At 75.5% G+C, this 22,354-nt stretch carries 24 protein-coding genes and 1 pseudogene; 8 read left to right on the top strand and 17 right to left on the bottom strand.

What is annotated here, in order from left to right; genetic code table 11:
• From GD970_RS17065 to GD970_RS17050, 4 genes are all read right to left on the bottom strand, one after another.
• A partial coding sequence (locus GD970_RS17065; RefSeq protein WP_264372242.1) for a thiamine pyrophosphate-binding protein occupies nt 1–675 on the bottom strand: 675 nt, incomplete at its 3' end.
• Nucleotides 672–1,658 (bottom strand): o-succinylbenzoate synthase, encoded by a 987-nt coding sequence (locus GD970_RS17060; RefSeq protein WP_152204104.1) that lies wholly within the window; start codon nt 1,656–1,658, stop codon nt 672–674. The genes GD970_RS17065 and GD970_RS17060, both read right to left, overlap by 4 nt.
• 73 nt (nt 1,659–1,731) lie before the next feature.
• Nucleotides 1,732–2,409 (bottom strand): TetR/AcrR family transcriptional regulator, encoded by a 678-nt coding sequence (locus GD970_RS17055; protein WP_152204103.1) that lies wholly within the window; start codon nt 2,407–2,409, stop codon nt 1,732–1,734.
• Nucleotides 2,406–2,759, bottom strand: coding sequence for a DMT family transporter (locus GD970_RS17050; protein ID WP_152204102.1), 354 nt, complete (start codon nt 2,757–2,759; stop codon nt 2,406–2,408). Before GD970_RS17050 ends, GD970_RS17055 begins: the two co-directional genes overlap by 4 nt.
• 183 nt (nt 2,760–2,942) lie before the next feature.
• Here GD970_RS17050 and GD970_RS17045 point away from each other — a divergent pair, with 183 nt between their 5' ends.
• Both GD970_RS17045 and GD970_RS17040 read left to right on the top strand, forming a co-directional pair.
• Nucleotides 2,943–4,721: an HNH endonuclease signature motif containing protein gene (locus tag GD970_RS17045; protein WP_152204101.1), complete on the top strand. Its 1,779-nt coding sequence runs from the start codon at nt 2,943–2,945 to the stop codon at nt 4,719–4,721.
• A gap of 60 nt (nt 4,722–4,781) precedes the next feature.
• On the top strand, nt 4,782–5,759 hold the full coding sequence (locus GD970_RS17040) for a 1,4-dihydroxy-2-naphthoyl-CoA synthase (RefSeq protein ID WP_152204100.1): 978 nt from the start codon (nt 4,782–4,784) through the stop codon (nt 5,757–5,759).
• Nucleotides 5,760–5,817: 58 nt separating this feature from the next.
• Here the strand turns inward: GD970_RS17040 and GD970_RS17035 are convergent, their stop codons facing one another.
• Nucleotides 5,818–7,023 (bottom strand): DUF3048 domain-containing protein, encoded by a 1,206-nt coding sequence (locus tag GD970_RS17035; protein ID WP_152204099.1) that lies wholly within the window; start codon nt 7,021–7,023, stop codon nt 5,818–5,820.
• A 63-nt stretch (nt 7,024–7,086) separates the two neighbouring features.
• Between GD970_RS17035 and menE the strand changes: the two genes are divergently transcribed.
• Nucleotides 7,087–8,382 carry an o-succinylbenzoate--CoA ligase gene (gene menE, locus GD970_RS17030; protein WP_226925419.1) on the top strand — a complete coding sequence of 432 codons (1,296 nt, stop codon included), beginning with the start codon at nt 7,087–7,089 and terminating at the stop codon, nt 8,380–8,382.
• Nucleotides 8,383–8,519: 137 nt separating this feature from the next.
• Entirely contained in the window at nt 8,520–9,389 is an 870-nt protein-coding gene (locus GD970_RS17025) for a 1,4-dihydroxy-2-naphthoate polyprenyltransferase (protein WP_152204098.1), read from the top strand.
• Nucleotides 9,390–9,548: 159 nt separating this feature from the next.
• Here GD970_RS17025 and GD970_RS17020 read toward each other — a convergent pair.
• A pseudogene (locus GD970_RS17020) lies at nt 9,549–9,719 on the bottom strand (DUF4229 domain-containing protein); the annotation flags it as partial.
• An 89-nt stretch (nt 9,720–9,808) separates the two neighbouring features.
• On the opposite strand from GD970_RS17020, the gene GD970_RS17015 reads away from it, so the two are divergent.
• On the top strand, nt 9,809–10,333 hold the full coding sequence (locus GD970_RS17015; protein WP_152204097.1) for a PLD nuclease N-terminal domain-containing protein: 525 nt from the start codon (nt 9,809–9,811) through the stop codon (nt 10,331–10,333).
• Between the two features lie 77 nt (nt 10,334–10,410).
• Here the strand turns inward: GD970_RS17015 and ccsB are convergent, their stop codons facing one another.
• Genes ccsB through GD970_RS16985 form a run of 6 tightly spaced genes read right to left on the bottom strand, consistent with a single transcriptional unit; the run spans nt 10,411 to nt 15,777 of the window.
• The gene (gene ccsB / locus GD970_RS17010; RefSeq protein ID WP_226925418.1) at nt 10,411–11,430 is read right to left on the bottom strand and encodes a c-type cytochrome biogenesis protein CcsB; all 1,020 of its coding nucleotides are present in this window, start codon (nt 11,428–11,430) and stop codon (nt 10,411–10,413) included.
• Nucleotides 11,430–13,178, bottom strand: a complete 1,749-nt coding sequence (gene resB, locus GD970_RS17005) for a cytochrome c biogenesis protein ResB (protein ID WP_152204096.1) — start codon at nt 13,176–13,178, stop codon at nt 11,430–11,432. Before resB ends, ccsB begins: the two co-directional genes overlap by 1 nt.
• The gene (locus GD970_RS17000; protein WP_152204095.1) at nt 13,178–13,936 is read right to left on the bottom strand and encodes a cytochrome c biogenesis CcdA family protein; all 759 of its coding nucleotides are present in this window, start codon (nt 13,934–13,936) and stop codon (nt 13,178–13,180) included. Before GD970_RS17000 ends, resB begins: the two co-directional genes overlap by 1 nt.
• 6 nt (nt 13,937–13,942) lie before the next feature.
• On the bottom strand, nt 13,943–14,557 hold the full coding sequence (locus GD970_RS16995) for a TlpA family protein disulfide reductase (protein ID WP_152204094.1): 615 nt from the start codon (nt 14,555–14,557) through the stop codon (nt 13,943–13,945).
• Nucleotides 14,554–15,237 carry a histidine phosphatase family protein gene (locus tag GD970_RS16990; RefSeq protein ID WP_152204093.1) on the bottom strand — a complete coding sequence of 228 codons (684 nt, stop codon included), beginning with the start codon at nt 15,235–15,237 and terminating at the stop codon, nt 14,554–14,556. Before GD970_RS16990 ends, GD970_RS16995 begins: the two co-directional genes overlap by 4 nt.
• A 60-nt stretch (nt 15,238–15,297) precedes the next feature.
• Entirely contained in the window at nt 15,298–15,777 is a 480-nt protein-coding gene (locus tag GD970_RS16985) for a MarR family winged helix-turn-helix transcriptional regulator (RefSeq protein WP_152204092.1), read from the bottom strand.
• Between the two features lie 183 nt (nt 15,778–15,960).
• Here GD970_RS16985 and GD970_RS16980 point away from each other — a divergent pair, with 183 nt between their 5' ends.
• Nucleotides 15,961–16,500 (top strand): YceI family protein, encoded by a 540-nt coding sequence (locus GD970_RS16980; protein ID WP_152204091.1) that lies wholly within the window; start codon nt 15,961–15,963, stop codon nt 16,498–16,500.
• 78 nt (nt 16,501–16,578) lie between these two features.
• On the opposite strand, the gene GD970_RS16975 is transcribed toward GD970_RS16980, so the two are convergent.
• The 4 genes from GD970_RS16975 to GD970_RS16960 all read right to left on the bottom strand — a co-directional run bounded on the left by GD970_RS16975 (nt 16,579) and on the right by GD970_RS16960 (nt 18,653).
• Nucleotides 16,579–16,839, bottom strand: a complete 261-nt coding sequence (locus tag GD970_RS16975) for a glutaredoxin family protein (RefSeq protein ID WP_152204090.1) — start codon at nt 16,837–16,839, stop codon at nt 16,579–16,581.
• 122 nt (nt 16,840–16,961) lie between these two features.
• On the bottom strand, nt 16,962–17,060 hold the full coding sequence (locus tag GD970_RS16970) for a 30S ribosomal protein bS22 (protein WP_005504750.1): 99 nt from the start codon (nt 17,058–17,060) through the stop codon (nt 16,962–16,964).
• 80 nt (nt 17,061–17,140) lie between these two features.
• Complete coding sequence (locus tag GD970_RS16965) at nt 17,141–17,356, bottom strand: helix-turn-helix domain-containing protein (protein ID WP_152204089.1); 216 nt, start codon at nt 17,354–17,356, stop codon at nt 17,141–17,143.
• 121 nt (nt 17,357–17,477) lie between these two features.
• Nucleotides 17,478–18,653 carry an acetoin utilization protein AcuC gene (locus tag GD970_RS16960; RefSeq protein ID WP_152204088.1) on the bottom strand — a complete coding sequence of 392 codons (1,176 nt, stop codon included), beginning with the start codon at nt 18,651–18,653 and terminating at the stop codon, nt 17,478–17,480.
• 185 nt (nt 18,654–18,838) lie between these two features.
• Between GD970_RS16960 and GD970_RS16955 the strand changes: the two genes are divergently transcribed.
• Both GD970_RS16955 and GD970_RS16950 read left to right on the top strand, forming a co-directional pair.
• On the top strand, nt 18,839–20,218 hold the full coding sequence (locus tag GD970_RS16955; protein WP_226925417.1) for a TrkH family potassium uptake protein: 1,380 nt from the start codon (nt 18,839–18,841) through the stop codon (nt 20,216–20,218).
• 43 nt (nt 20,219–20,261) lie between these two features.
• Entirely contained in the window at nt 20,262–20,930 is a 669-nt protein-coding gene (locus GD970_RS16950; RefSeq protein ID WP_152204087.1) for a potassium channel family protein, read from the top strand.
• Here GD970_RS16950 and xylB read toward each other — a convergent pair.
• The gene (gene xylB, locus GD970_RS16945) at nt 20,884–22,350 is read right to left on the bottom strand and encodes a xylulokinase (protein ID WP_152204086.1); all 1,467 of its coding nucleotides are present in this window, start codon (nt 22,348–22,350) and stop codon (nt 20,884–20,886) included. The two genes, GD970_RS16950 and xylB, sit on opposite strands and share 47 nt — an antisense overlap.
• Nucleotides 22,351–22,354 lie beyond the last annotated feature (4 nt).

The raw sequence follows: 22,354 nt of genomic DNA, 5'->3' as shown, positions 1-22,354 counted from the left end.
GGGCGCGGGCGGTGCGGCGACGACGCGGCGCGGGGCGGGCGGCGGGCCGGGCCGCCAGGTCGTGGCGGGGGCAAGCGGGTCGCGGAGCGAGACGTTGAGGTGCACCGGGCCGGGGGCGCTGGTGCGCAGGCCCTGGGCCGCGGCGAGCGCGCGGGTGACGACCTGGTCGAGCAGCGGGCCGCCGGGGGCGCCGGCGGGCAGGTCGACGGCGTAGCGCGGGGCGGAGCCGAAGATGCCCACCTGATCGGTGGTCTGGTTGGCGCCCGTGCCGCGCATCTCGTGCGGCCGGTCGGCGCTGACGACGACGACGGGCAGGTTCGAGTGGGCGGCCTCGAGCACCGCGGGGTGGAGGTTCGCCACCGCCGTGCCGGAGGTGGTCACCACGGCGACCGGGGCCGGCGGGCTCTGGGCGTCTGTCTGCGCCGCGCCGGCCCGGGCGAGGCCGAGGGCCACGAACCCGGCGACACGCTCGTCGACCCGGACGTGCAGCCGGAGCCAGCCGGCCTCCTCGGCCGCGAGCAGGGCGTAGGCCAGCGGCGCGCTGCGCGAGCCGGGGGCCAGGACGACGTGGCGCACGCCGTGGGCCACGAGGGCGGCGACGAGCTGGCGGGCGGTGGCGGTGGAGGGCTCGACGTCGGCCCGGGCGGAGCGCCCGTGGACGCCGTCGGCGCTCACGCGGCGGCCCGCAGGTGCTCGGCCATCGCGTCCAGCCGGGCGCGCCAGCGCCGGTCCTGGTCCGCGGGCGCCGCCACGGCGGCCAGGGTGTCGGCGGTGGGCTCGGGGCGGCGGACCTCGAGGTGGCCGTCGACAGGGAGCAGCGGGTCCGGGACGGTGTCGCGGTCGAAGAGGTGGACCGTGGCGAGGCCGCAGGCGTAGGGCAGCTCGGGCAGGGCCGCGGCCAGCGCGAGGCCGGCGGCGATGCCGACCGAGCTCTCGAGGGCGGAGCTGACCACCACCGGCAGCCCCACCTCCTCGGCCAGGCGCAGGCAGGCCCGCACCCCGCCGAGCGGCTGGACCTTGAGGACGACGACGTCGGCCGCCTCGGCGCGGCGCACGGCGAGAGGGTCGGTGGCGCGGCGGATCGACTCGTCGGCCGCGACCGGGACGTGCGTGCGGCGCCGTACGGCGGCGAGGTCGGCGACGTCGGCGCAGGGCTGCTCGACGTACTCGAGGCCCCCGGCGGCCCGGTCGAGCACGGCCAGGCGGGCGAGGGCGGTGTCGAGGTCCCATCCGGCGTTGGCGTCGACCCGGATCTTCCCGGCCGCTCCGAGCGCGTCCCGCACCGCCTCGAGCCGGGCCTGCTCCTCCGCGACGGACTGACCGGGCTCGGCGACCTTCACCTTCGCCGTCGTGCACCCGCCGGAGCCTGCCACGATCCGCGCCGCCTGCTCGGGGCCGACGGCGGGGACGGTGACGTTGACGGGGATGTGGGTGCGCACCGGCTCGGGCCAGCCCTCCTCGGCGGCCTCGAGCCCCGCCCGCAGCCAGGCGGCGGACTCGGCGGCGTCGTAGTCCCAGAACGGGGAGACCTCGCCCCAGCCGGCGTCCCCGCGCAGCAGCACGCCGTCGCGCACGGTGATGCGGCGGAAGCGGGTGCGCAGCGGGGTGGAGTAGACGGCGCGCACCGGCAGGGGTCCGGCGGCGGTGGAGGAAGGCATGATGGCCAGGATAGGAGGCCGCGCCGTCACGATGCCGCCGGGCGAGGGTACGGCCCCGGAGGGCGACGCCGCATCACAGCACGCGCCTGAGCAGGTCCGCCGCCGTCTTGCGGACGTCGCGGCCCTCGCTGAGCGCGCTCACCACCGCGCCGTCGACGACGGCGACGGCCAGGGCGGCCGGGCACCGGCTGCCGGTGGCGGCGAGGACGTCGCCGATGGCGGCGTCGAGCCGGGAGCGGCCGGCGTGGTAGGCCCGGGCGACCGCCGGCGTCGCCCCCGCTGCCAGGAGCTGCTGGTAGTGCCCGCGCACCTGACCTTCGGGCGGCAGCAGCGCCGCAAGGACGGCGGCGACGGCGAGCTCCGGTGTCGGCTGAGGCCCCGGGGCTGCGGGCTCGTTCGCGCTCGCTGGCTCCTCCGGCGGGGGCTCCGCCCCCGCCGGTTCCTCCCCCGCCACCTCCTCCCCCGCCGGCGCGGCCGTGGCCGCCGATCCAAGGCTCTCGAGCACCTCGTCGCGCACACGTTCGGCCTGCTCCGCCCATCGGGCCACCAGATGGGCGCCGGCCGCACCGAGGAGGTCGTCGAGGCCGGAGAAGTAGTACGTCGTCGCCGAGAGGGACGCCGCGGCCCGCTCGGCGACGGCCCGGTGAGTCACTGCCGCCGGCCCCTCCGCGACGACGAGCTCGGCGGCCGCCTCGACCAGGCTCTGCCTGCGTCGCGCGCCGCGCGCGCTCGACGATCCCGTCACCGTCATCGCCCGACGTTCTCCGGAAGGGCGAGGGCGGCGCCGTTCTCCGCCAGGTTGAGGCCGACGATGCCCGCCACGATGAGCACCAGGGAGACGAGCTTGAGCACCGAGACACCCTCCTGCAGGAATGCCATGCCGACGATCGCGGTGATGCTCGCACCGACGCCCGTCCACACGGCGTAGGCGGTACCGACCGGAAGCGTGCGCAGGGCGTAGGCGAGCCCCGCGAAGCTCGCGACCGCAAGGACCAGGAACCCGAGGGTCGGCCAGAGCTTGCTGAAGCCTTCCGACGCCTTGAGGCACAGCGCCCATCCGGCCTCGAGAAGGCCGGAGAGGATGAGAACGACCCACGCCATGATGACCACTCCCCTATCTAGTACGTACGTGCCAGCGTAGCGGCGTCCGCTCGCGGTCCCGCGATCAACACTGGCTGGTCCGTCTGGGATGCACGCCCTCGTGAGTCGAGCACTCTCAGTCACTTGTCCACAGCCCTAGCCGGCGCCCGACGCGATGTCAGCGGGTCGCCCTAGTCTGGACGCATGTTCGATGACGAGCAGGATGAGAGCCGCGGCGGCGATGGCGCCGTGCCCGACGGCACCCCCGGCCGCCCGGGCGTCCCCGATCCCGACGGTGCAGCTGACCGCGCCGATGCCGCGGATTGCGACGACGCCGGGGACGCGGGCGAGCGCGCCGAGGCCGCGGACCGCGAGGCCGACGTCGCGGGCGCTTGCCCGCCCCCGGGTGGGCTGGCCGGGGTGCTCGAGGAGATGGCGGCCCTGGTCGGGCTGCCGCTGGCGGTCGGGCTCGCCGCGATCGATCCGGACGGGCAGGACCCGTCGGATCTGGTGGAGCTGGCCGCGCAGTGGTCCCGGGTGCTCGCGTGGGCGCACTATCAGCGTGCCGAGGCCCTCGCGGCGCTGGTGGCCGGGGCGATCGAGCACGACGCGGCGCCCGGCGCGCTCACGGCGGTGAGCACCGAGGTGGCCATGCGCCAGGGCATCTCCCGCCCGGCCGCCACCCGCCTGGTGCGCACCGCGCTGGCGCTGACCGGGCCCTTGCAGGCCACCGGGGAGGCGCTGGCCCGCGGCGCGCTGGACCCGCGCAAGGCCGACGTCATCGCCGCCGGGCTCGAGCACCAGCCCTACCAGGTCTGCCACGACGTCGAGGACGCCGTGCTGCCGAAGGCCCCCGGGCGCACCCCGCCCCAGCTGGCCCGGGACGTCGCCGAGGCCCTCATCGCGGTGGACCACCACGAGGCCGAGGCCCGCCACCGCGGCGCCCGCGCCCGGCGGCGGGTGTGCCACCCGCGCCCGCTGGCCGACGGCATGGCCTCCCTCTACGCGGTGCTGCCCGCCGCCGACGCCATCGCCGTGGACCTGGCCCTGGACGGCGCCGCCCGCGCGGCCAAGGCCGGCGGGGACGCCCGCACCATCGACCAGCTGCGCGCCGACGTCCTGGCCGCCGCCGGCGCCGACGCCCTGACCCGCGGCGGCTTCGGCCTCCCACCCGACCAGCCACCATCCCGGCCCGCCACAGCCGCCACACCCACCACGGCCACCGCGACGGGCACGACCAGCGCGACACCCACGCCCGCCGCCACCACCACGGCGGCACCCGACGGGAACGCCGCCGCCCCGACGCCGGCCACCACCACGGCGACCACGACGCAGGCCGGGGCGAGCGACACCGGCCCCACCGCCCCGGGCGGCCCCGAACCCCCACCGCCACCACCGGCCGCGCCGCCTGCGCCGCCGGTGCCGTGGATCCCCATCGGCCGGGTCGGCGGGGTGCCGGTACGCATCAACGTCACCGTCCCCCTGACCACCCTCCTCGGCGGCGGGCAGGCCGGCCACCTCGACGGCTACGGCCCCATCGACCCCGCCACCGCCCGCGCCCTGGCCCTGGGCGGAACCTGGAAACGCCTCGTCACCGACCCCCTCACCGGCACCGTCCTCGACCTCGGACGCACCCGCTACCGACCCCCACCCGACCTCGCCGAGCTCATCCGCCACCGCGACAAGACCTGCTTCCGCCCCGGCTGCGGCGCCCGCGCCACCGGCTGCCAGCTCGACCACACCATCCCCTTCGCCCACGGCGGCACCACCGCCTGGGCCAACCTCGCCCCCGCCTGCTCCGTCGACCACCCCCTCAAGACCGACGGCCACTTCCACGTCCGCCAGACCACCCCCGGCATCTTCGAATGGACCTCCAAACGCACCGGCCGCACCTACCGCCGCGAAACCGACGGCACCACCACACCCCTGCACCCCCGCACCGGCCAACCCCTCACCCCACCCCACGACCCACCACCCTTCTGACCCCGAGACGAGTTCTCCGGCCCACCCGGCTCGGCTGCCGCCCAGAGGGCGGCGGTTAGGGTGAGCGCCGTGACTGACCTCCCCTCCCGTGTGTCCGAGATCTTCGACCCGACGCTGTGGCGCGACGTCCAGGGCTTCGACTTCACCGACATCACCTACCACCGCGGTGTCGACCGCACCGGCGAGGCGGAGCGCGACCTGCCGGTCGTCCGCATCGCCTTCGACCGGCCGGAGGTCCGCAACGCCTTCCGCCCCCACACCGTCGACGAGCTCTATCGCGCCCTCGACCACGCCCGGATGACCTCCGACGTCGCCGCCGTCATCCTCACCGGCAACGGCCCGAGCCCCAAGGACGGCGGCTGGGCCTTCTGCTCCGGCGGTGACCAGCGCATCCGCGGGCGCGACGGGTACCGCTACGAGGCGGAGGGCGCCGACGACGAGGCGCCGCTCGAGCAACGACGCGAGCAGATCGACCCCGCGCGGGCGGGCCGGCTCCACATCCTCGAGGTGCAGCGCCTCATCCGGACGATGCCCAAGGTCGTCATCGCCGCCGTGCCCGGCTGGGCGGCCGGCGGCGGGCACAGCCTCAACGTCGTCTGCGACCTCTCCATCGCCTCGCGCCAGCACGCCCGGTTCATGCAGACCGACGCCAACGTCGGCTCCTTCGACGCCGGGTACGGCTCGGCGCTCCTGGCCCGCCAGGTCGGCGACAAGCGGGCGCGGGAGATCTTCTTCCTCGCGCGCGAGTACTCGGCGGACGACGCCGAGCGCTGGGGCGTGGTCAACGAGGTCGCCGACCACGAGGACCTCGAGACGCTGGCCCTGGAGTACTCGCGCATCATCGCCACGAAGTCCCCGCAGGCCATCCGCATGCTCAAGTTCGCCTTCAACATGGCCGACGACGGGCTGGCCGGCCAGCAGGTCTTCGCCGGCGAGGCCACCCGGATGGCATACATGACCGACGAGGCCGTCGAGGGCCGCGACGCCTTCCTGCAGCGCCGCGACCCGGACTGGTCCGGCTTCCCGTACTACTACTGACGGCGGGCGGCGCTGCCCCGGGCCAGACCCCGGGCAGCGCCGCCTCACGTCTGCGGCGCTACTGCCAGCTGACGTTCCCGCCCGAGATGGGCACCAGCTCGATCCAGGTGTTGCCCGGCACCAGCTCGACCTTCTTGCCCGCGCCGTCGGTCAGGGCCAGCGGGTCACCGGCACCGGGCTTCGACCAGTGGGCGTTGACGACCTTCCCGCCGGACGCCACCACCGCCTCGCCCTCGCCGGTGAGCACGGTCTCGGGCACGGGGTTGCCGGCCGGGTCGCGGGTGCCGGTGTCGACGACCTGCACGCGCAGGACGACGACGTTGGTCGCCACGATCCGCGTGCCGCCCGCGGACGCCTGCGCCGCCCCGTTCTCGTCGCGCACCCAGGCCCCCGCCGGCCCGCCGCGCCCGGCGTCGGCCCCGGCGTCCCACGTCCAGCCCGGCGCCGCGGCGGGAAAGGCGACGCGCAGCCTGGACGCCGGGGCGCCGCTCAGCACGGCGGTGGCGCGGGCCGGGTCCCAGGCGTAGGCCAGCTGCTCGGGCGGCGGCGCGGAGTGATCGGCGTCGGCCTGGCCCAGCAGCTGGGGCCCGTTGCCGTACACGTTGTGCGGCGCCCGCCGGAAGCCCACCCGGTACATCCCCGGCGCGTGCTCGTCGTTGCTCAGCACCTGCAGCCCCGCGGCGCGCATCTGCTGCACGAACTGCGGCTGGCCGCCGGAGAACACGATGAGCCCGTGCAGCGGTGCCGAGATCGCGGCGTCCATCGGGCGCACCGACCGGATCGGCCCGATCTCCTCCGGGATCACCGAGTGGTAGACGGCGTTGAAGCGGGTGATGCCGCCCTCGACCATCTCCTCCCAGACGATGTCGGCGGCCTCGAGCCCCGTCTGCGGCCGCGCCGAGACCGAGTTCTCCACCTTGACCGACATCGCCGGCCGCTGCTCGACCTCACCGGCCACGCCCGTCAGCGGCCACCGCGCCGGCACGGGCTTCGGTGTGGGCTTCGTCGGCAGGTCGACGGTGGGGCTCGGGGTGGTCGGCGCGGGCTCCGGCTCGCTGCGGGACGTGCAGGCCGTCAGCGCCAGCAGCGCGGCGGCCCCCAGCGCGACGAGGGCACGACGGCGCCGCCCCTGCCCGGCCGTGCCGCGCGTCGACGCCCCCGGCTGGTCCCCCGCCGTCTCGCCACAGCCCACCTCGCTCCCGTGCCGACCGGGTCGGGGCGCCGCGCCCCGCGACGGGCGGTGCTCGGAAGTGGACGTGGTCATATCAGGCCTGCTCTCGGACGTGGACGTCAGGGGCCACGTTAGTGGCGGACCTACCCTGGATCGGTGAGCCAGGCCCCCGCGTCGCCCCAGTCGTCCCCCCAGCCGCTCGCCCTCCCGGGCGGCACCGGGCCGGGCGCGGTCGCCGCCCTGCTCGCCGGGCTGCGCCAGGCGCTGGCGGGCGACGCCCTGCTCGTGCCCCACGCCCCCGGCCGCGACGGGGCCGAGGTCCTGGGCGAGCTGCGCGCCCGCGTGCACCGGCCGGTCCCGCCGGGCACCGCCGTCGTGCTGCAGACCTCCGGCTCGACCACCGGCCAGGGCCACCTCGTGGCGCTGCCCGGGGCAGCGCTCGCCGCCTCCGCCCGCGCCACCTACGAGCGCCTCGCCGGCCCGGGCCGGTGGCTGCTCGCCGTCCCCGCCCACCACGTCGCTGGGCTGCAGGTGCTCGTGCGCTCGCTGGTCGCCGGCACGTCCCCGGTCGTGGTGGACACCGCCCACGGCTTCGCCCCCGACGCCCTCGCCGCGGCCGCCACCACCATGGACGACGGCGCCCCGGCCTACCTCTCCCTCGTCCCCACCCAGCTCGTCCGGGTCCTCGAGGCCGGCGAGGAGGCGGTGGCCCCGCTGCGGCGGTTCGCGGCGATCCTCGTCGGCGGCGCCGCGTCCGGCCGGCGCACCCTCGAGCAGGCCCGCGCCGCCGGGCTGCGCGTGGTGACCACCTACGGCATGACCGAGACCGGCGGCGGCTGCGTGTACGACGGCGTCCCCCTCCCCGGCGTCCGGCTGCGGCTGGGCGCGGAGGACCGGGTCGAGATCGCCGGGCCGGTGCTTGCCGCCGGCTACCTCGACGACGACGCGGCCGATGCCGCCGCCTTCCGCACCGACGGGACGCAGCGGTGGCTGCGCACCTCCGACCGCGGCCGGCTCGACACCGGCGCCGACGGGGCGACGCACCTGACCGTGCTCGGCCGCGTCGACGACCTCATCAACACCGGCGGCGTCAAGGTCGCCCCGCTGAGCGTCGAGCGCCTGCTCCGCGAGCACGAGGCGGTGGGCGAGGTCGCCGTCGTCGGCGTGCCCGACGGCCAGTGGGGCCAGCTCGTCACCGCCGTCGTCGCGCCCGCCACCGGGCGTCGCGCCCCCGCCCTGGCCGCCCTGCGCGACCTCGTGCGCCCTCGGCTGGGCGGGGCGCACGCGCCGCGCGCGCTCGTCGTCGTCCCGCACCTGCCCGAGCGCGGACCGGGCAAGGTCGACCGCCTCGCCGCCGCGCGGCTCGCCGCGGGCGTGCTCACCGGGGCGGAGGCGACGCCGCCCGGGGTCGCCGTCGAACGTCACGGCGGCGCACCGGCGCCGACCCGGTAGCGCCCGGGCACAAGCTTGCGCGCGGCAGACGGGGTTCCGCTCCGCCCGATTCGGGCCCGGTCCCCGGAGCGGAACTATCCTCGAGTGTTCCCTCTCTCGCGGCCCGGCCGCGTCCCCTCTCTTCCGGATGGAGTCTCATGGCCACGCTGACCGACTGGCTCGAGGGCGCGCGGGTGCGCACCCTGCCCGCCGCCGTCTCGCCGGTGATCATCGGCACCGGGGCGGCGGCCGGGATCGGCCAGGCGTCGGCCGGGCGCGCGCTGCTGGCCGCGGGCGTGGCGCTGGCCCTGCAGGTGGGCGTGAACTTCGCCAACGACTACTCCGACGGCGTGCGCGGCACCGACGACGTGCGCACCGGCCCGCCGCGGCTCACCGGCGGCGGGAAGGCCAGTCCGGCGACGGTCAAGCGCGCGGCGTTCCTCAGCTTCGGCGTCGGCGCGGTGCTCGGTCTCGTCCTCGTCGCCCTGTCCGGCACCTGGTGGCTGATCGCCGCCGGCGCCCTCGCCGTCGTCGCGGCCTGGGGGTACACCGGCGGCAAGCACCCCTACGGCTACCTGGGCCTGGGCGAGGTCGGCGTCTTCGTCTTCTTCGGGCTCATGGCCACGCTGGGCACCACGTGGACGCAGGCGCTCGCGCTGCCCTGGACGGCGTGGGCCGGCGCCGTGGGCGTCGGGCTCATCGCCTGCGCGCTGCTCATGGTCAACAACGTGCGCGACCTGCCGACCGACGCCCAGGTGGGCAAGCACACCCTTGCCGTGCGGCTCGGGGACCGGCGCGCGCGCTGGGGCTACGTGCTCATGGTGTGGGTGCCGCTGGCGCTCGGCGTGCTGTGCGCGTTCGCGTCACCGTGGGCGCTGCTGGTGCTGCTCCTCGTCCCGTGGGCGGTGCGCGTCTCCCGGGTGGTCCTCGGCGGGGCCGCGGGCCGCGACCTCATCGTCGTCCTGCGGGACACCGGGCTGCTCGAGCTGGCCTACGGCGTCCTGCTCGGTCTCGGGCTCGCGCTCTAGCGTGCTGCGCTCCGCGGCGGCGTCCTCGGGGGGCGCCGTCGTGGCGGGCCGGGCGCCGTGCCCGGCGTCGTCGACGAGGCCGTCCTCGTAGGCGGCGTCCTCCTCGACGCGCTCGGAGAACTTCGGGCGCTCCTCGCGCAGCGGGGACAGCTGGGAGATGGCCTCGGCGGCGGCGTGGCCCTGGTTGCGCAGCAGCAGGTAGGACAGCAGGGCGCCGACGACGACGGCGGTCAGCCACAGCAGCCAGGACCGCATGCCCAGCAGGTAGAGCACCCCGGCGGAGGCCAGCACGAGGAGCACGCGGAGCAGGGAGTAGACGAGCAGGCGCACGCCACCACCCTACGTGCCCCGTGGCGGGCCATCCGCTGCCCGGGCGGACCCCCGGCACGCCGCGCGTGCGCGCCGATTACCCTGGTGGTATGGGCAGGCTAGTGCCGGTGATACTTCTCCTGGCGATCGTGATCTACGCGATCATCGACTGCATCCGCACTCCGAAGGACTCGGTCCCCACCGGGATCCCGAAGACGGTGTGGGTGCTGCTGATCGTGATCTTCCCCGGCCTCGGCGCGCTCGCCTGGCTGCTGGTCAGCCGGATCGCGCGCTCGGAGTCGTCGGGCTCGGCGCGTGCCGGCGGTGCGGCGGGCGGGTGGAGCCCCGAGCCGCGGCGCCCCGCCCGGCGCAGCGGGCCGGTGGCTCCCGACGACGACCCGGAGTTCCTCGCGCGGCTGGAGGCCGAGCGTCGCCGCGCGGAACGGGAGCGGCGGGCGCGGGAGCGCCGGCAGGCCAAGGACGCGGGGGGCGGGGCCGACGACGGCGCGCGCCCGCACGGCGCCGACCGCCCGGAGCCGGACCGCCACGAGCCGGACCGCACCGAGGCCGACCACCACGAGACCGACCGCCGCGAGGCCGACCGGCACGACGGTGGTGCCGGCTCCGACGCCTGACGCACAGCAGAAAGGGGCCGCCGCGCCGACCGGCGCGGCGGCCCCTTCGTCGTGCGAGGGCTGCCCGGAAGGGCGGCTCAGCCCAGGCCGCTGTAGGAGTGCAGGCCGTTGAACACCAGGTTGACCACGAAGTAGTTCGCCAGGATGCACGCGAAGCCGAACAGCGACAGGTACGCGGCCCGGCGCCCCTCCCAGCCTCGCGTGGCGCGGGCGTGCAGGTAGGCGGCGTAGACCACCCAGATCACGAAGGACCAGACCTCCTTGGGGTCCCAGCCCCACGGCCGGCCCCAGGCGTGCTCGGCCCAGATGGCCCCGGCGATGACCGTGAAGGTCCACATCATGAAGCCGACGGCGTTGAGCCGGAAGGCCAGCCGCTCGAGGTCCACCGAGCCGGGCAGCGACTCGAGCACCCGGCCCCAGACGCTGGGGCGGGCGGGCTGAGCCGGGGCGGTGTCGGCGACGGTGGTGGTAGCGGCGGCGGTCCCGCCGGCGGCCCCGCCCGACAGCACGGCACCGGCGGGCACCGCGGCACCGGCGGGCACCGCCGCGGCCGTGGCGACGGTGGCGGCGCGACGCAGCTCGGCGCGCTCCTGGGCGAGCTGGAGCGCGGAGATGGCCGCGGAGACGCCGAAGATGCCGACGGCGACCGTGGCGATGGAGACGTGGATGATCAGCCAGTAGCTCTGCAGGGCCGGCTGGAGGCCGTCCGCGCGCACGTAGAGCACCGCGACGGCGACGCCGAGCAGCAGCAGCACCGGCCCGACGACGAACGTGCCGAGGATCCGCAGGTCGCGCACCCGCTGCAGGCCGAGGAAGACCGCGACGGCCACCAGCGTGGACAGGATCGAGAACTCGTACATGTTGGCCCAGGGCACCCGGCCGGCGGCGAGGCCCCGCAGGACGACGCCCACCAGGTGGAGCGCGAAGGCGAGCCACGTCGTCGACATGCCGATCGCCACCGCACGCCGCCGCCCGCCGGGGCCACGGTCGCGCACCCCCGACAGGTCGATGGCGAACGCGACGAGCGCCACCACGTACGCCGCCATGGCGGCGTAGACGAACATCGTGCTCAGCTGGCCGAGCTGTGTCTCGGGCATCAGTGTCCTTCCTGGGCCGGGCCTGCGCCGGCACTCGTGGCCACGGCCTCGCCGGTGGCCGCCGCGGGCGGCCCGGCGCTCGCCTGGGCGTCCTCATTCTGCCTCGCCGCACCGGCCGCGGACATCACGCGCTCGAGGTCCTTGTCGAGCCCGGGGTCGTCCCCGCGGGCCAGCGCGGCCCCCTCGACGACGCTGCCGCCGTCCTCGCCCGGCCTCACCCGCACCCACATCCGGCGCCGCGGCACGAACAACGAGCCGAACAGCCCGACCATCGCCGTGACGGCGAAGGTGAGCAGGTACGGCAGCGACGGGTCGTAGCGCAGGTCGAGCGCGGCGAAGCGCGGGAGGGACTCGAACGTCACCGACCCCAGCCCCTCGGGCAGCTGGACCGTCTCCCCGGGCCGGATCATGAGAGAGACGGGCTTCTGGCCGCCCTCGGCCGAGCCGGGCTTGCCGCCCGGCGCCGGCTCGTACACCTGGCGCATGCGCTCGGTGTCGAGGACGTAGACGTTCTGCGGGACGCCGTCGTCCAGGCCGAGGTCGCCGGCGTAGAGGGTCAGCGCGAGCATCGGGTTGTCGGGCTGGGGGTAGATCGACTGGGCGGTGCCGTCCGGCGCCACGAGCGCGGTGGGCAGGAACATCCCGGTCAGCCCGAGCTGGTCGCCGGTGGAGACGTCGGGGACCTTGACGACGCCCTTGGAGGTGTACGTCCCGTCCTGCGGCAGGAACGGCACCGCGCCGGAGAACGCGACCTTGCCCACGCCGTCGCGCACGGTGATCACCGGCGCGAACCCGTTGCCGGAGAGGTAGACGTTGGCGCCGCCGGCGGTGACGGGATGGTTCACCCGGATCGTCTCGGACCGCTTCGAGCCGTCCGGCTCGACGACGTCCAGCTCGCCCTTGAAGTTCCGCGCCTGCGCGACCTCGTTGAAGGTGGACTCGAACTTCGTCAGCGTGAACGTGAACGGCTCGAGCTGGTCCGGCTCGAAGAAGGTGCCCGGGTCGAAGGAGTCGTAGGACAGCACGGAGTTGGCGAAGGACTGCCCCTCGATGACCACGGCCTGCCCGCGGTAGCTGAACAGCTGCCCCGCCGCCAGGGAGACCAGCAGCCCGACGAGGGAGAGGTGGAAGACGATGTTGCCCGTCTCGCGCAGGTACCCGCGCTCGGCGGTGATGCCCTCGGGGGTCACCGCGGTGCGGTAGCGGCCCTTCAGTGCGGCCAGCACGCGGGTACGGACGTCGTCGGGGCCGGCCGCGACGGTGCGCTCCTCGTGCGCGGGGAAGCGCTCGAGGTTGCGCGGCACCCGGGGCGGCTGGGAGCGCAGCGCCCGCCAGTGCACCGCGATGCGCGGCAGGATGCAGCCGATGAGCGAGGTGAACAGCAGCAGGTAGATCGCCGCGAACCAGGGCGAGCCGTAGACGTCGAAGAAGCCGAACCGGTCCAGCCAGGGGGCCAGCTGCGGGTGGTCGAGATGGTACTGGGAGACCCGGTCGGGGTTCTGCGGCTGCTGGGGGAAGAAGGAGCCGGGCAGCGCCGCCACGGCCAGGAGCAGCAGGAGCATGAGCGCCACCCGCATGCTCGTCAGCTGGCGCCACATCCACCGGGCCCAGCCGCGCACCCCGAGGGCCGGCTGGGCGGGGCGCCCGCCGGCCGGCGCCGGCGCCGCGTCGGACGCCGCGGGCGCCCGCCCCTGGCCCGCCTTGGAGCTGAGGTTCGTCGGGTCGGTCTCGTTGGTCGGCCGAGCCATCACACCACCGTCTCGAAGTTCGCCACGAGGCCCTGCAGGTGGCTGGAGAGGACGCCCCACAGCCCTGTCACCAGGGCCAGGCCGAGCAGCACGAGCAGCGCGCCGCCGAAGACCTGGATCCCGCGCCGGTGCCGGCGCAGGAAGCCCAGGGTGCGGGTCGAGCGGGCGAACGCCATCGCGAGCACGACGAAGGGCACGCCGAGCCCGAGGCAGTACGCCAGGGCGAGGACGGCGCCGCGCGTGGGGTCCGCGCCGCCGAAGGACAGGCTGAGCACCGCCGCCAGCGTGGGCCCGATGCACGGGGCCCAGCCGAACCCGAACACCACCCCCAGCACCGGGGCGCCCCACACGCCCTGGCGCGGGGAGAGGTGGAGGCGCCGGTCGCGCTGGAGGAAGGGCACGCCGCCGAGGAACGCGACCCCCATGACGATGACGAGCACGCCGAGCACGCGCAGGATGACGTCCACGTGCTGCTGCAGGGCCAGCCCCGCGAGCGAGAAGACCACCCCGAGCAGCACGAACACCGCGCTGAAGCCCGCGACGAAGAGGAGCACCCCCGCCAGCAGCCGGCCCTGCGTCCCGCGGCGCGCGCCCTCGGCCCCGGCCATGCCGCCGAGGTAGCCGACGTACCCCGGCAGCAGCGGGAGCACGCACGGGGAGGCGAAGGACACCAGCCCGGCGAGGGCCGCGACGGGCAGCGCCACGAGCATCGAGCCGTCGACGACGGTGCGCTCGAAGAGGGTCGCGATCTGGTCCATGGGCCGCTAGGCCTTCTCCGCCAGGGTGTCGTCGATCAGCCCGCGCAGCACCTGGGGATCGAACTCGCCGAGGATGCGGGCCGCCACCCGGCCCTGCCGGTCCAGCACCACCGTCGAGGGCATGGCCTGCAGCGGCACGAGGCCCTCCAGGGAGGCCACGGCCCGGGCGTCGGAGTCGTGGATCGAGGGGTAGGGGATCTCGAAGGTGCGCTCGAAGGCCTGGGCCGCGCCGGCGTCGTCGCGCGGGTTCACGCCGAGCAGGTGCACGCCCCGGTCGCCGTAGTCCTCGGCGATCGCCCGCAGCTCGGGCGCCTCGGCCCGGCACGGCGGGCAGGCGGCGTACCAGAAGTTCAGGACGACGACGTCGCCGCGCCAGGTCGCGACGTCCACCTGCTCGTCGGTGTAGGTGGTGCCCGTCATCGCCACGGGCGCGCCGCGCTCGTCCGGCTTCCAGGTCGCGAAGGACCCGTCGCCGGCGACGTACCCGGCCCCGGCCGCGCTCGTGCCGGTGCCGCCCGGCGAGCAGGCCGCCAGCGCCAGCGCCGCGGCGCCGGCGCCGATCGCGCGCAGCAGCGTCCGGCGGGAGAGGGCGCGCCGGCCGTCCCCGGCGCCCGGGGTCATGCCCGCACCTCCCCCAGGTTCTCGGCGGCGGCCGAGGTGCCCGGGACCATGTCCGAGGCGCCGTCGAGCAGCTCGCCCGCCGGCTCCCAGTAGCTCAGGCCCACCAGCCGGCGCCCCTCGAAGGTCAGCGACGTCAACGACGCCAGCGAGCACTGCCGCCGGCGCGGGTCGTGCGCCAACGGCCGGCGCTCGAGGAAGAGCCGGGTCACCCAGATGGGCAGCTGGTGGCTCACCAGCAGGGCCTCCCCGCCGGCGGCGCCGGTCAGCGCGTCGGCGATGGCGGCCCGCATGCGGGCCACCTGCTCGCGGTAGGGCTCGCCCCAGCTGGGCCGGAAGGGGTTGACGTAGGCGTGCCAGTAGCGCGGGTGGGCGAGGATCGCGCGGTTCTTGTTCACCGCGACGCCCTCGAAGATGTTGGCGGCCTCGATGAGTCGCTCGTCCGAGCGCACCTCCAGCCCGTAGGCGCGGGCGGCGGGCAGCGCGCTCTCCTGGGCCCGCTGCAGCGGGGAGGCGATGACGGCGCGCAGGTCGTGCCCGCCGGCGTGCAGCACCTCCGCCACGCGGGCGACCATCTGCTGGCCGCGGTCGGAGAGGCGGTAGCCCGACGCGCGCCCGTAGAGGATGCCGTCGGGGTTGTGCACCTCGCCGTGCCGCATCAGGTGGACCGTCGTTCGCTGCATGGCCACCAGTGTCGCAAACTCCTGGGGCGGCTCCGACCGCCGGCCGCCGGCCGCCCCGCGTCAGGCCTCGTCGGCGGGGGCGTCCTCGATGAACGTGGCCATGATCTCGCCGAGCTGGCGCAGCTGGGCGGGGCTGATCCGGTCCACCAGGCGCGCGCGCACCGACTCCACGTGCCCGGGCGCCACCGCCTCGAGCCGGGCGAAGCCGGCCGGGGTGAGGGTGCAGTTGACCCCGCGCCGGTCGTCGGGGCAGCTCGAGCGCTCGACGAGGCCGGCCGCCTCCATCCGGCGGATCGTGTGCGTCAGCCGCGATCGGGAGTGCACGAGCTCGTCGGCGAGGACGGACATCCGCATCCGGCGCCCCTCCGCCTCCGACAGGCGCACGAGCACCTCGTACTCGCTGAGGGAGAGCCCGGACTGCTCCTCGAGGTCGCGGTTGAGGTCGTCGAAGAGCTTGGCGGACCCGCGCAGCAGCTGGCGCCAGCTGTGCTGCTGGTCCTCGTCGAGCCAGCGGGTGGTCGACGTCGTCGGCGCCGTCATGATGTCCTCCTCCTGGGGCCGTAGGCCAGTCTGCTCGTTCGCGCGCTCCCGCGGGAGCCCTTCGCGCCCGCCTCGGGGCGGTCCCGGCCGGTCCTGGCCGATCTTCCCGTTCCTCTTGCGTGAATGTTCAACCACCAATATAGTTCAAACGTCAACTATCCGCCTCGCCTCGAGGAGAACCACATGGCCACCGTTCCCGCTGGCAGCTACGTCATCGACGGCTCGCACACCGACGTCGCCTTCACCGTCCGCCACGCCGGCATCTCCAAGGTGCGCGGCAAGTTCGAGAAGGTCGAGGGCACCATCACCGTCGGCGAGAACCTCGCCGACTCCGCCGCCTCCGTCACCATCGACGCCGCCTCCATCAACACCGGCGACGCCAACCGCGACGGCCACCTGCGCTCGGCCGACTTCTGGGACGCCGAGAGCAAGCCGACCTGGACCTTCGTCTCCACCGGCGTGGAGGGTGACGGCGAGGAGTTCGTCCTCAAGGGCGACCTGACGATCAACGGCGTGACCAACCCCGTCGCGCTCGACGCGGAGTTCAACGGCTCGGTCGTCGACGCCTTCGGCTCCCCGCGCATCGGCTTCTCCGCCACCACCGAGATCTCCCGCAAGGAGTTCGGCCTGACCTGGAACGCGGCCATGGAGACCGGCGGCTTCCTCGTCGGCGACAAGGTCAAGGTCCAGCTCGAGATCGAGGCCACCCCGGCCCAGGCCTGACAGCCCCCACTCACGTCGAAACGGCGGCGCCCCTCGCGGGGCGTCGCCGTTCGTCGTCCCGGGCGCTGAGGCCGCGCCTCAGCGGGCGAGGGCCGCCCGCACCCGGGCCGCCTCGATGCGCCAGTACCCCTGCTGCACGCCGTCGACGGTGACCACCGGCACGAGCTCGCCGTAGCGCTCGCGCAGCTGCGGGTCGGCGTCGATGTCGACCTCCACGAAGCCCTCGCCGGTCTCCTCCCGCACCCGCTCGAGCATGGTGCGGGCCTGGTCGCACAGGTGGCAGCCGTCGCGGCCGTAGAGGACGACGCGGGCGGGGTCGGCGGGGGTGGTGTCGTGCATGGACCCGACCCTACGCGGCCCCGGGGCCCCCGCGGTGGGCGCGCGGGCCGGCCGGGGAACGACTCAGGCCCGGCACATGGGCCGGGCCTGGGGTCACGACGCCCGCGCGGGGCGCCGGGGCGTCACTTCTTGTTGCGACGCTGGTGGCGCGTCTTGCGCAGGAGCTTGCGGTGCTTCTTCTTCGACATGCGCTTGCGGCGCTTCTTGATGACCGAGCCCATAGGGGAACCTCACATGCTTGGTTGTACGTGCGCGAGCGCGCGGCCAGCGGCCGCGCGCAGAACAGAACGATCCTACCCGGTCAGCGCCCGGAAGCGGACGCCTGACCCCACTCCCCCAGCCCCTCGCTGATGAGGTGCTCGACCGCGGCCTGCGGGACGCGGAAGGACCGGCCCATGCGCACGGCAGGGAGCTCCCCGGCGTGCACCATGCGGTAGACCGTCATCTTGGACACCCGCATCAGCTCGGCGACCTCGGCGACGGTGAGGAACCGTGGCGCTCCCAGCTGCTCGGCCATGTCCGTCCGTCCTTCTCGTCCCCTGCCGGTGCGGCGGGGCTCTCCAGATCGAAATATAGGGGTAATCGCCGCGTCGGCGAAATGCTTCCGCGGAGCGTGTCTGTGACCAACGCCTCGGCCGTCAGTCCAGCAGCGGGTCCAGGCCGTGCCAGGGGAAGACGGCCTGGCGGGTGGCGAGGATGGCCCGGTCGGCGGCGTCGTCGGGGTTGTACCCGTCGGCGAACCGGGCGAAGGCACCGTCGCGGCCGTCGCTCATCGTCGACGGGGCCTCGACGTCGGCCATCTCCCGCACCCGCCGGCGCCACGCCTCGGGCACGGGCGTGGCCGGGTCGAGCGGGCGGCCCGCGACCGTCGCCACCAGGTGGGACCAGGCCCGCGGGACGACGCCGATCACCTCGTACCCGCCCCCGCCGAGGGCCACCCAGCGGCCGCCGGCGTGCCGCTCGGCGATGCCGGCGACGAGGAGCTGGGCGGCGCGCTGGGCGTCGACGGACACGTCGAGCTGGGCCAGCGGGTCGCTGCCGTGGCAGTCGCAGCCGTGCTGGCTGACGATGATGTCGGGCTCGTGGGCCCTGATCAGCGGCTCGGTGACGGCCTCGACGGCGCGCAGCCAGGCGGCGTCGCCCGTGCCGGCGGGGAGGGCGACGTTGACGGCGCTGCCCCGCGCCCGCGCCGAGCCGGTGTCCTGGGCGTAGCCGGTGCCGGGGAAGAGGGTGCCGGGGTGCTGGTGCACCGAGACGGTCAGCACCCGGTCCTCGTCCCAGAACACGCGCTCGACGCCGTCGCCGTGGTGGGCGTCGAGGTCGACGTAGGCCACCCGGGCGCCCTGCTCGACGAGCCAGGAGATGGCCACGGCGGCGTCGTTGTAGACGCAGAAGCCCGACGCGCGGCCCGGCATGGCGTGGTGCATGCCGCCGGCGATGCTCGCCGCCCGGGCGACGTCCCCGCGCCAGACGGCCTGCGCCGCCGTCAGCGTCGAGCCGACGATGCGGGCCGAGGCGGTGTGCACCTGCCCGAAGACGGGGGTGTCCTCGTCGCCCAGGCCGTAGCCGGGCCGGGCGTGCCCGCGCTCCTGGGCCTCGCGCACGACGTCGACGTAGTCGGGGGTGTGCACCCGCAGCAGGTCGGCGTCGGCGGCGACCGGCGCGGGCACGACCCTCAGCCGCCCGTCGAGCACCCCCAGGTCCTCGAGCAGCTGGTGGGTGAGGAGCAGACGGACCGGCGTCATCGGGTGGGCGAGGCCGAAGTCGTAGCTGACCAGGTCCTCGGACCAGACGAGGAGCGCGGCGGCGGGCATGCTTCACCGTAGCGGGCGGCGGGGCCGGCGTGCGCCGCCGCCTCGCGACGGGAGGGCCGGGCGGCCGCGCCGGTGACCAGGTGCGCCGTCGCGCTGGGCCGGGGGCCGTTGTGCCAAGGTGATCCCTGGCCCGCGCTCGGCGGGCCCGCGGTCGCGGCCGCGCCGGGTGTGCGGAAGGGGCAGGCGTGGCGACGCTGTCGTTCCCCGGGGCGCTGCGCGCCTCCCGGGACTGGGTCGACCACATCGCCCGCAGCTCCCCGGCCCGCCTGGCCCTGCTCGTCTTCGCCGCGATCATCGCCGTGGAGACGGCGCTGCTGTCGCTGCCGGCGGCCACCGCCTCCGGCGAGCGCGCCCCGTTCGCCGACGCCCTGTTCACCGCGACGTCGGCGGTGTGCGTCACCGGCCTGGTCACCGTGGACACGGCGACGTACTGGTCGTTCTTCGGCCAGGTCGTCATCCTCGTCGGCATCCAGATCGGCGGCCTGGGCGTGATGACCCTCGCCTCCATCCTCGGCCTGGCCGTCTCCCGGCGCATCGGGCTGACCCAGCGGATGCTCACCGCCGTCGAGACGAAGACGACGGGGCTGGGCGAGGTGGGCTCCCTCATCCGGGCCGTCATCGTGGCCTCGGCGGTGGTGGAGGCCTCCCTCGCCGTCGTGCTCGTGCCGTGGTTCCTCGACCAGGGCGAGTCGCTCGCGCCGGCCCTGTGGCACGGCGTGTTCATGGCCCTGAGCATCTTCAACAACGCCGGCTTCGTCGTCGTCCACGGCGGGCTGACCCCCTACGTGGGCGACTGGTGGCTGGGGCTGCCGATCGTCGTCGGCACGTTCGTCGGCGCCGTCGGCTTCCCCGTGATCCTCAACGTCGCCCGGCAGTGGCGCGAGCCGCGCAGGTGGAGCCTGCACGCCAAGCTGACCGTCGTCACCTCCGCGGTCCTCTTCGCCGGCGCCGCGGTGGCGGTCGCCCTGTTCGAGTGGACCAACCCCGCCACCCTGGGCCGGCTCTCCCTCGGGGACCGGGTGCTGGCCAGCCTCGTGCAGGGCATGACGCCGCGCTCGTCCGGGCTGGCCACGGTCGACGTCGGCCAGATGCGCGAGTCCACGTGGTTCCTCACCGACGCGCTGATGTTCGTCGGCGGCGGCAGCGCCTCGACGGCCGGCGGCATCAAGGTCACCACCCTGGCCGTGCTGGTCCTGGCCATCGTCGCCGAGGCCCGCGGGGACCGGGACATCGAGGCCTACGGGCGCCGGATCGGCTCCTCCACGGTGCGGCTGGCGGTGTCGGTGGCCTTCCTCGGCTCGACCCTCGTGGGGGTCTCCACGCTGCTGCTGCTGATGATCACGGACCTGCCGCTGGACAGCATCCTCTTCGAGGTGATCTCCGCCTTCGCCACCTGCGGGCTGAGCACCGGCATCACCGCCGACCTGCCCGACGCCGCGAAGTACGTGCTCACCGGGCTGATGTACGCCGGGCGGACCGGCACGATCACGGTGGCCGCGGCGCTGGCGCTGCGCGAGCGCCGCCGGGTCATCCGCATGCCCAACGAGCGGCCGATCATCGGCTGACACAATGGATCCCGGCCCGCCCGGGCCGGACGAGGAGCTGAGGATGTCTGAGAAGGCGCAGCCGCGCGACGCCGGTGTGCTGGTCATCGGCCTGGGCCGCTTCGGCGCCGCCATCGCCGCCACGCTCGAGCGGCTCGGCCGCGACGTGCTGGCGGTGGAGAAGGACCCGGCGCTGGTGCAGCAGTGGTCCAGCCGGCTGCCGGTGGTCGAGGCCGACGCGACCAACCCCGAGGCCCTCGAACAGCTCGGCGCCGAGGACTTCCCCGTCGCCGTGGTCGGCGTCGGCTCCTACCTCGAGGCCTCGGTGCTCATCACCGGCAACCTCGTCGACATGGAGATGCCGCAGATCTGGGCCAAGGCCATCAGCGCCGAGCACGGGCGCATCCTGCGCCGCATCGGCGCCCACCACGTCGTCTACCCGGAGTACGACGCCGGGCAGCGCGTGGCGCACATGGTCTCCGGCCGCATGCTCGACTACATCGAGATGGAGGACGGCTTCGCCATCGTCAAGATGCGCCCGCCGCGCGAGACGCAGGGCTTCACGCTGGCGGAGTCGAAGATCCGCCAGCGCTACGGCATCACGATCATCGGCGTGAAGCCCCCGGGCGAGCCGTTCGAGTACGCCACGCCGGAGACCCGCATCGGGGCCGACGACCTGCTGATCGTCAGCGGCGACTCGGGGCTGCTGGAGAAGTTCGCGCACCGGCCCTGACCTCACGGTCGGCCACCAGGTCGCGGCGGGCGGCGTAGCGCTCGCGCACCTCCGGCGTCGCCTCGGCCTCGTAGGTGCGCACCCCCGACGCGGTCCACGCGGGCGCGCGCTCCGCCCCGGAGAGCACCCAGGCGGCCTGGCGGGCGGCGCCGTCGGCCACGTACTCCCCCGGCTCGGGGACGGTCACGGGCCGGCCGAGGACCGCCGGGGCGATGCGCCGCAGCGCCTCGGACCGGGCGGCCCCGCCGATGAGCTGGATCCGCTCGACCGCCGCGCCCTGGGCCTCCAGGGCCGCGAGCCCGTCCGCGAGCCCGCACAGCAGGCCCTCGACGGCGGCCCGCGCCAGGTTCTCGGGGGTCAGGGACCCCAGGGTGAGGCCGAGCAGCGAGCCGGTGGCGTCGGGCAGGTTCGGGGTGCGCTCGCCCTCGAGGTAGGGCACCAGGGTCAGCCCGCCGGCGCCGGGCTCGGCCGCGAGCGCCAGGGCGCTCAGCCCGGCGTGGTCCACGCCCAGCAGCCGGGCGGTGGCGTCGAGCACCCGCGAGCCGTTCAGCGTGCACGCCAGCGGCAGGAAGGCGCCGGTCGCGTCGGCGAAGCCGCTGACGAGGCCGGAGGGGTCCGCCACGGGGGCGCCGGCGACGGCGGAGACCACCCCGGAGGTGCCCACCGAGATCGCCACGTCCCCCGCGCTCATGCCCAGGCCGAGCGCGGCGGCGGCGTTGTCCCCGGCGCCGGGGCCCAGGACGGCGTGAGCGAGGGGCCCGCGCCCCTCCCCCGCCCGGGCCCCGGGGCCGAGCACGCGCGGCAGCACGATGCCCTCGACGTCGTCGCGGCGCAGCGCCCGGGCGAGCAGGTCGCGGCGGTAGACCCCGCGGGCGGTGTCGAAGTAGCCGGTGCCCGAGGCGTCGGACCGGTCGGTGACCAGGGTGTCGAAGGAGCACGCCCCGCTCAGCCGCCAGGTGAGCCAGTCGTGCGGGAGGGCGACGGCGGCGACGCGGGCGGCGTTGGCGGGCTCGTGGTCGGCCAGCCAGCGCAGCTTGGTCACCGTCAGCGACGCCACGGGCACCGACCCGGTGGCCCGGGCCCACTCCGCCGCGCCGAGCTCGGCCACGAGGTCGGCGGCCGCGCCGGCGCTGCGGGTGTCGTTCCACAGCAGCGCCGGGCGGATCACCTCCCCGTCGGCGTCGAGCGCGACCATGCCGTGCTGCTGCCCGCCCACGCTGACGGCGGCGACGTCGCCGAGCCCGCCGGCCGCCGCGACCGCCGCCTGCAGGGCCTCCCACCACGCCTCGGGGTCGACCTCGGTGCCGTCGGGGTGCGGGGCCTGCCCGAACCGGCGCAGCGCCCCGGTCGCCGCGTCGCGGACGACCACCTTGCACGACTGGGTCGAGGAGTCGATCCCGGCGACCAGCGTCTCGCTCACGTCC

It is taken from the genome of Georgenia thermotolerans (assembly GCF_009193185.1).
In the GTDB taxonomy this organism is placed as follows: Bacteria; Actinomycetota; Actinomycetes; order Actinomycetales; family Actinomycetaceae; genus Georgenia; species Georgenia thermotolerans.
The sequence above is the reverse complement of the archived record's forward strand: the minus strand, read 5'-3'. Positions and strand labels throughout refer to the sequence as shown.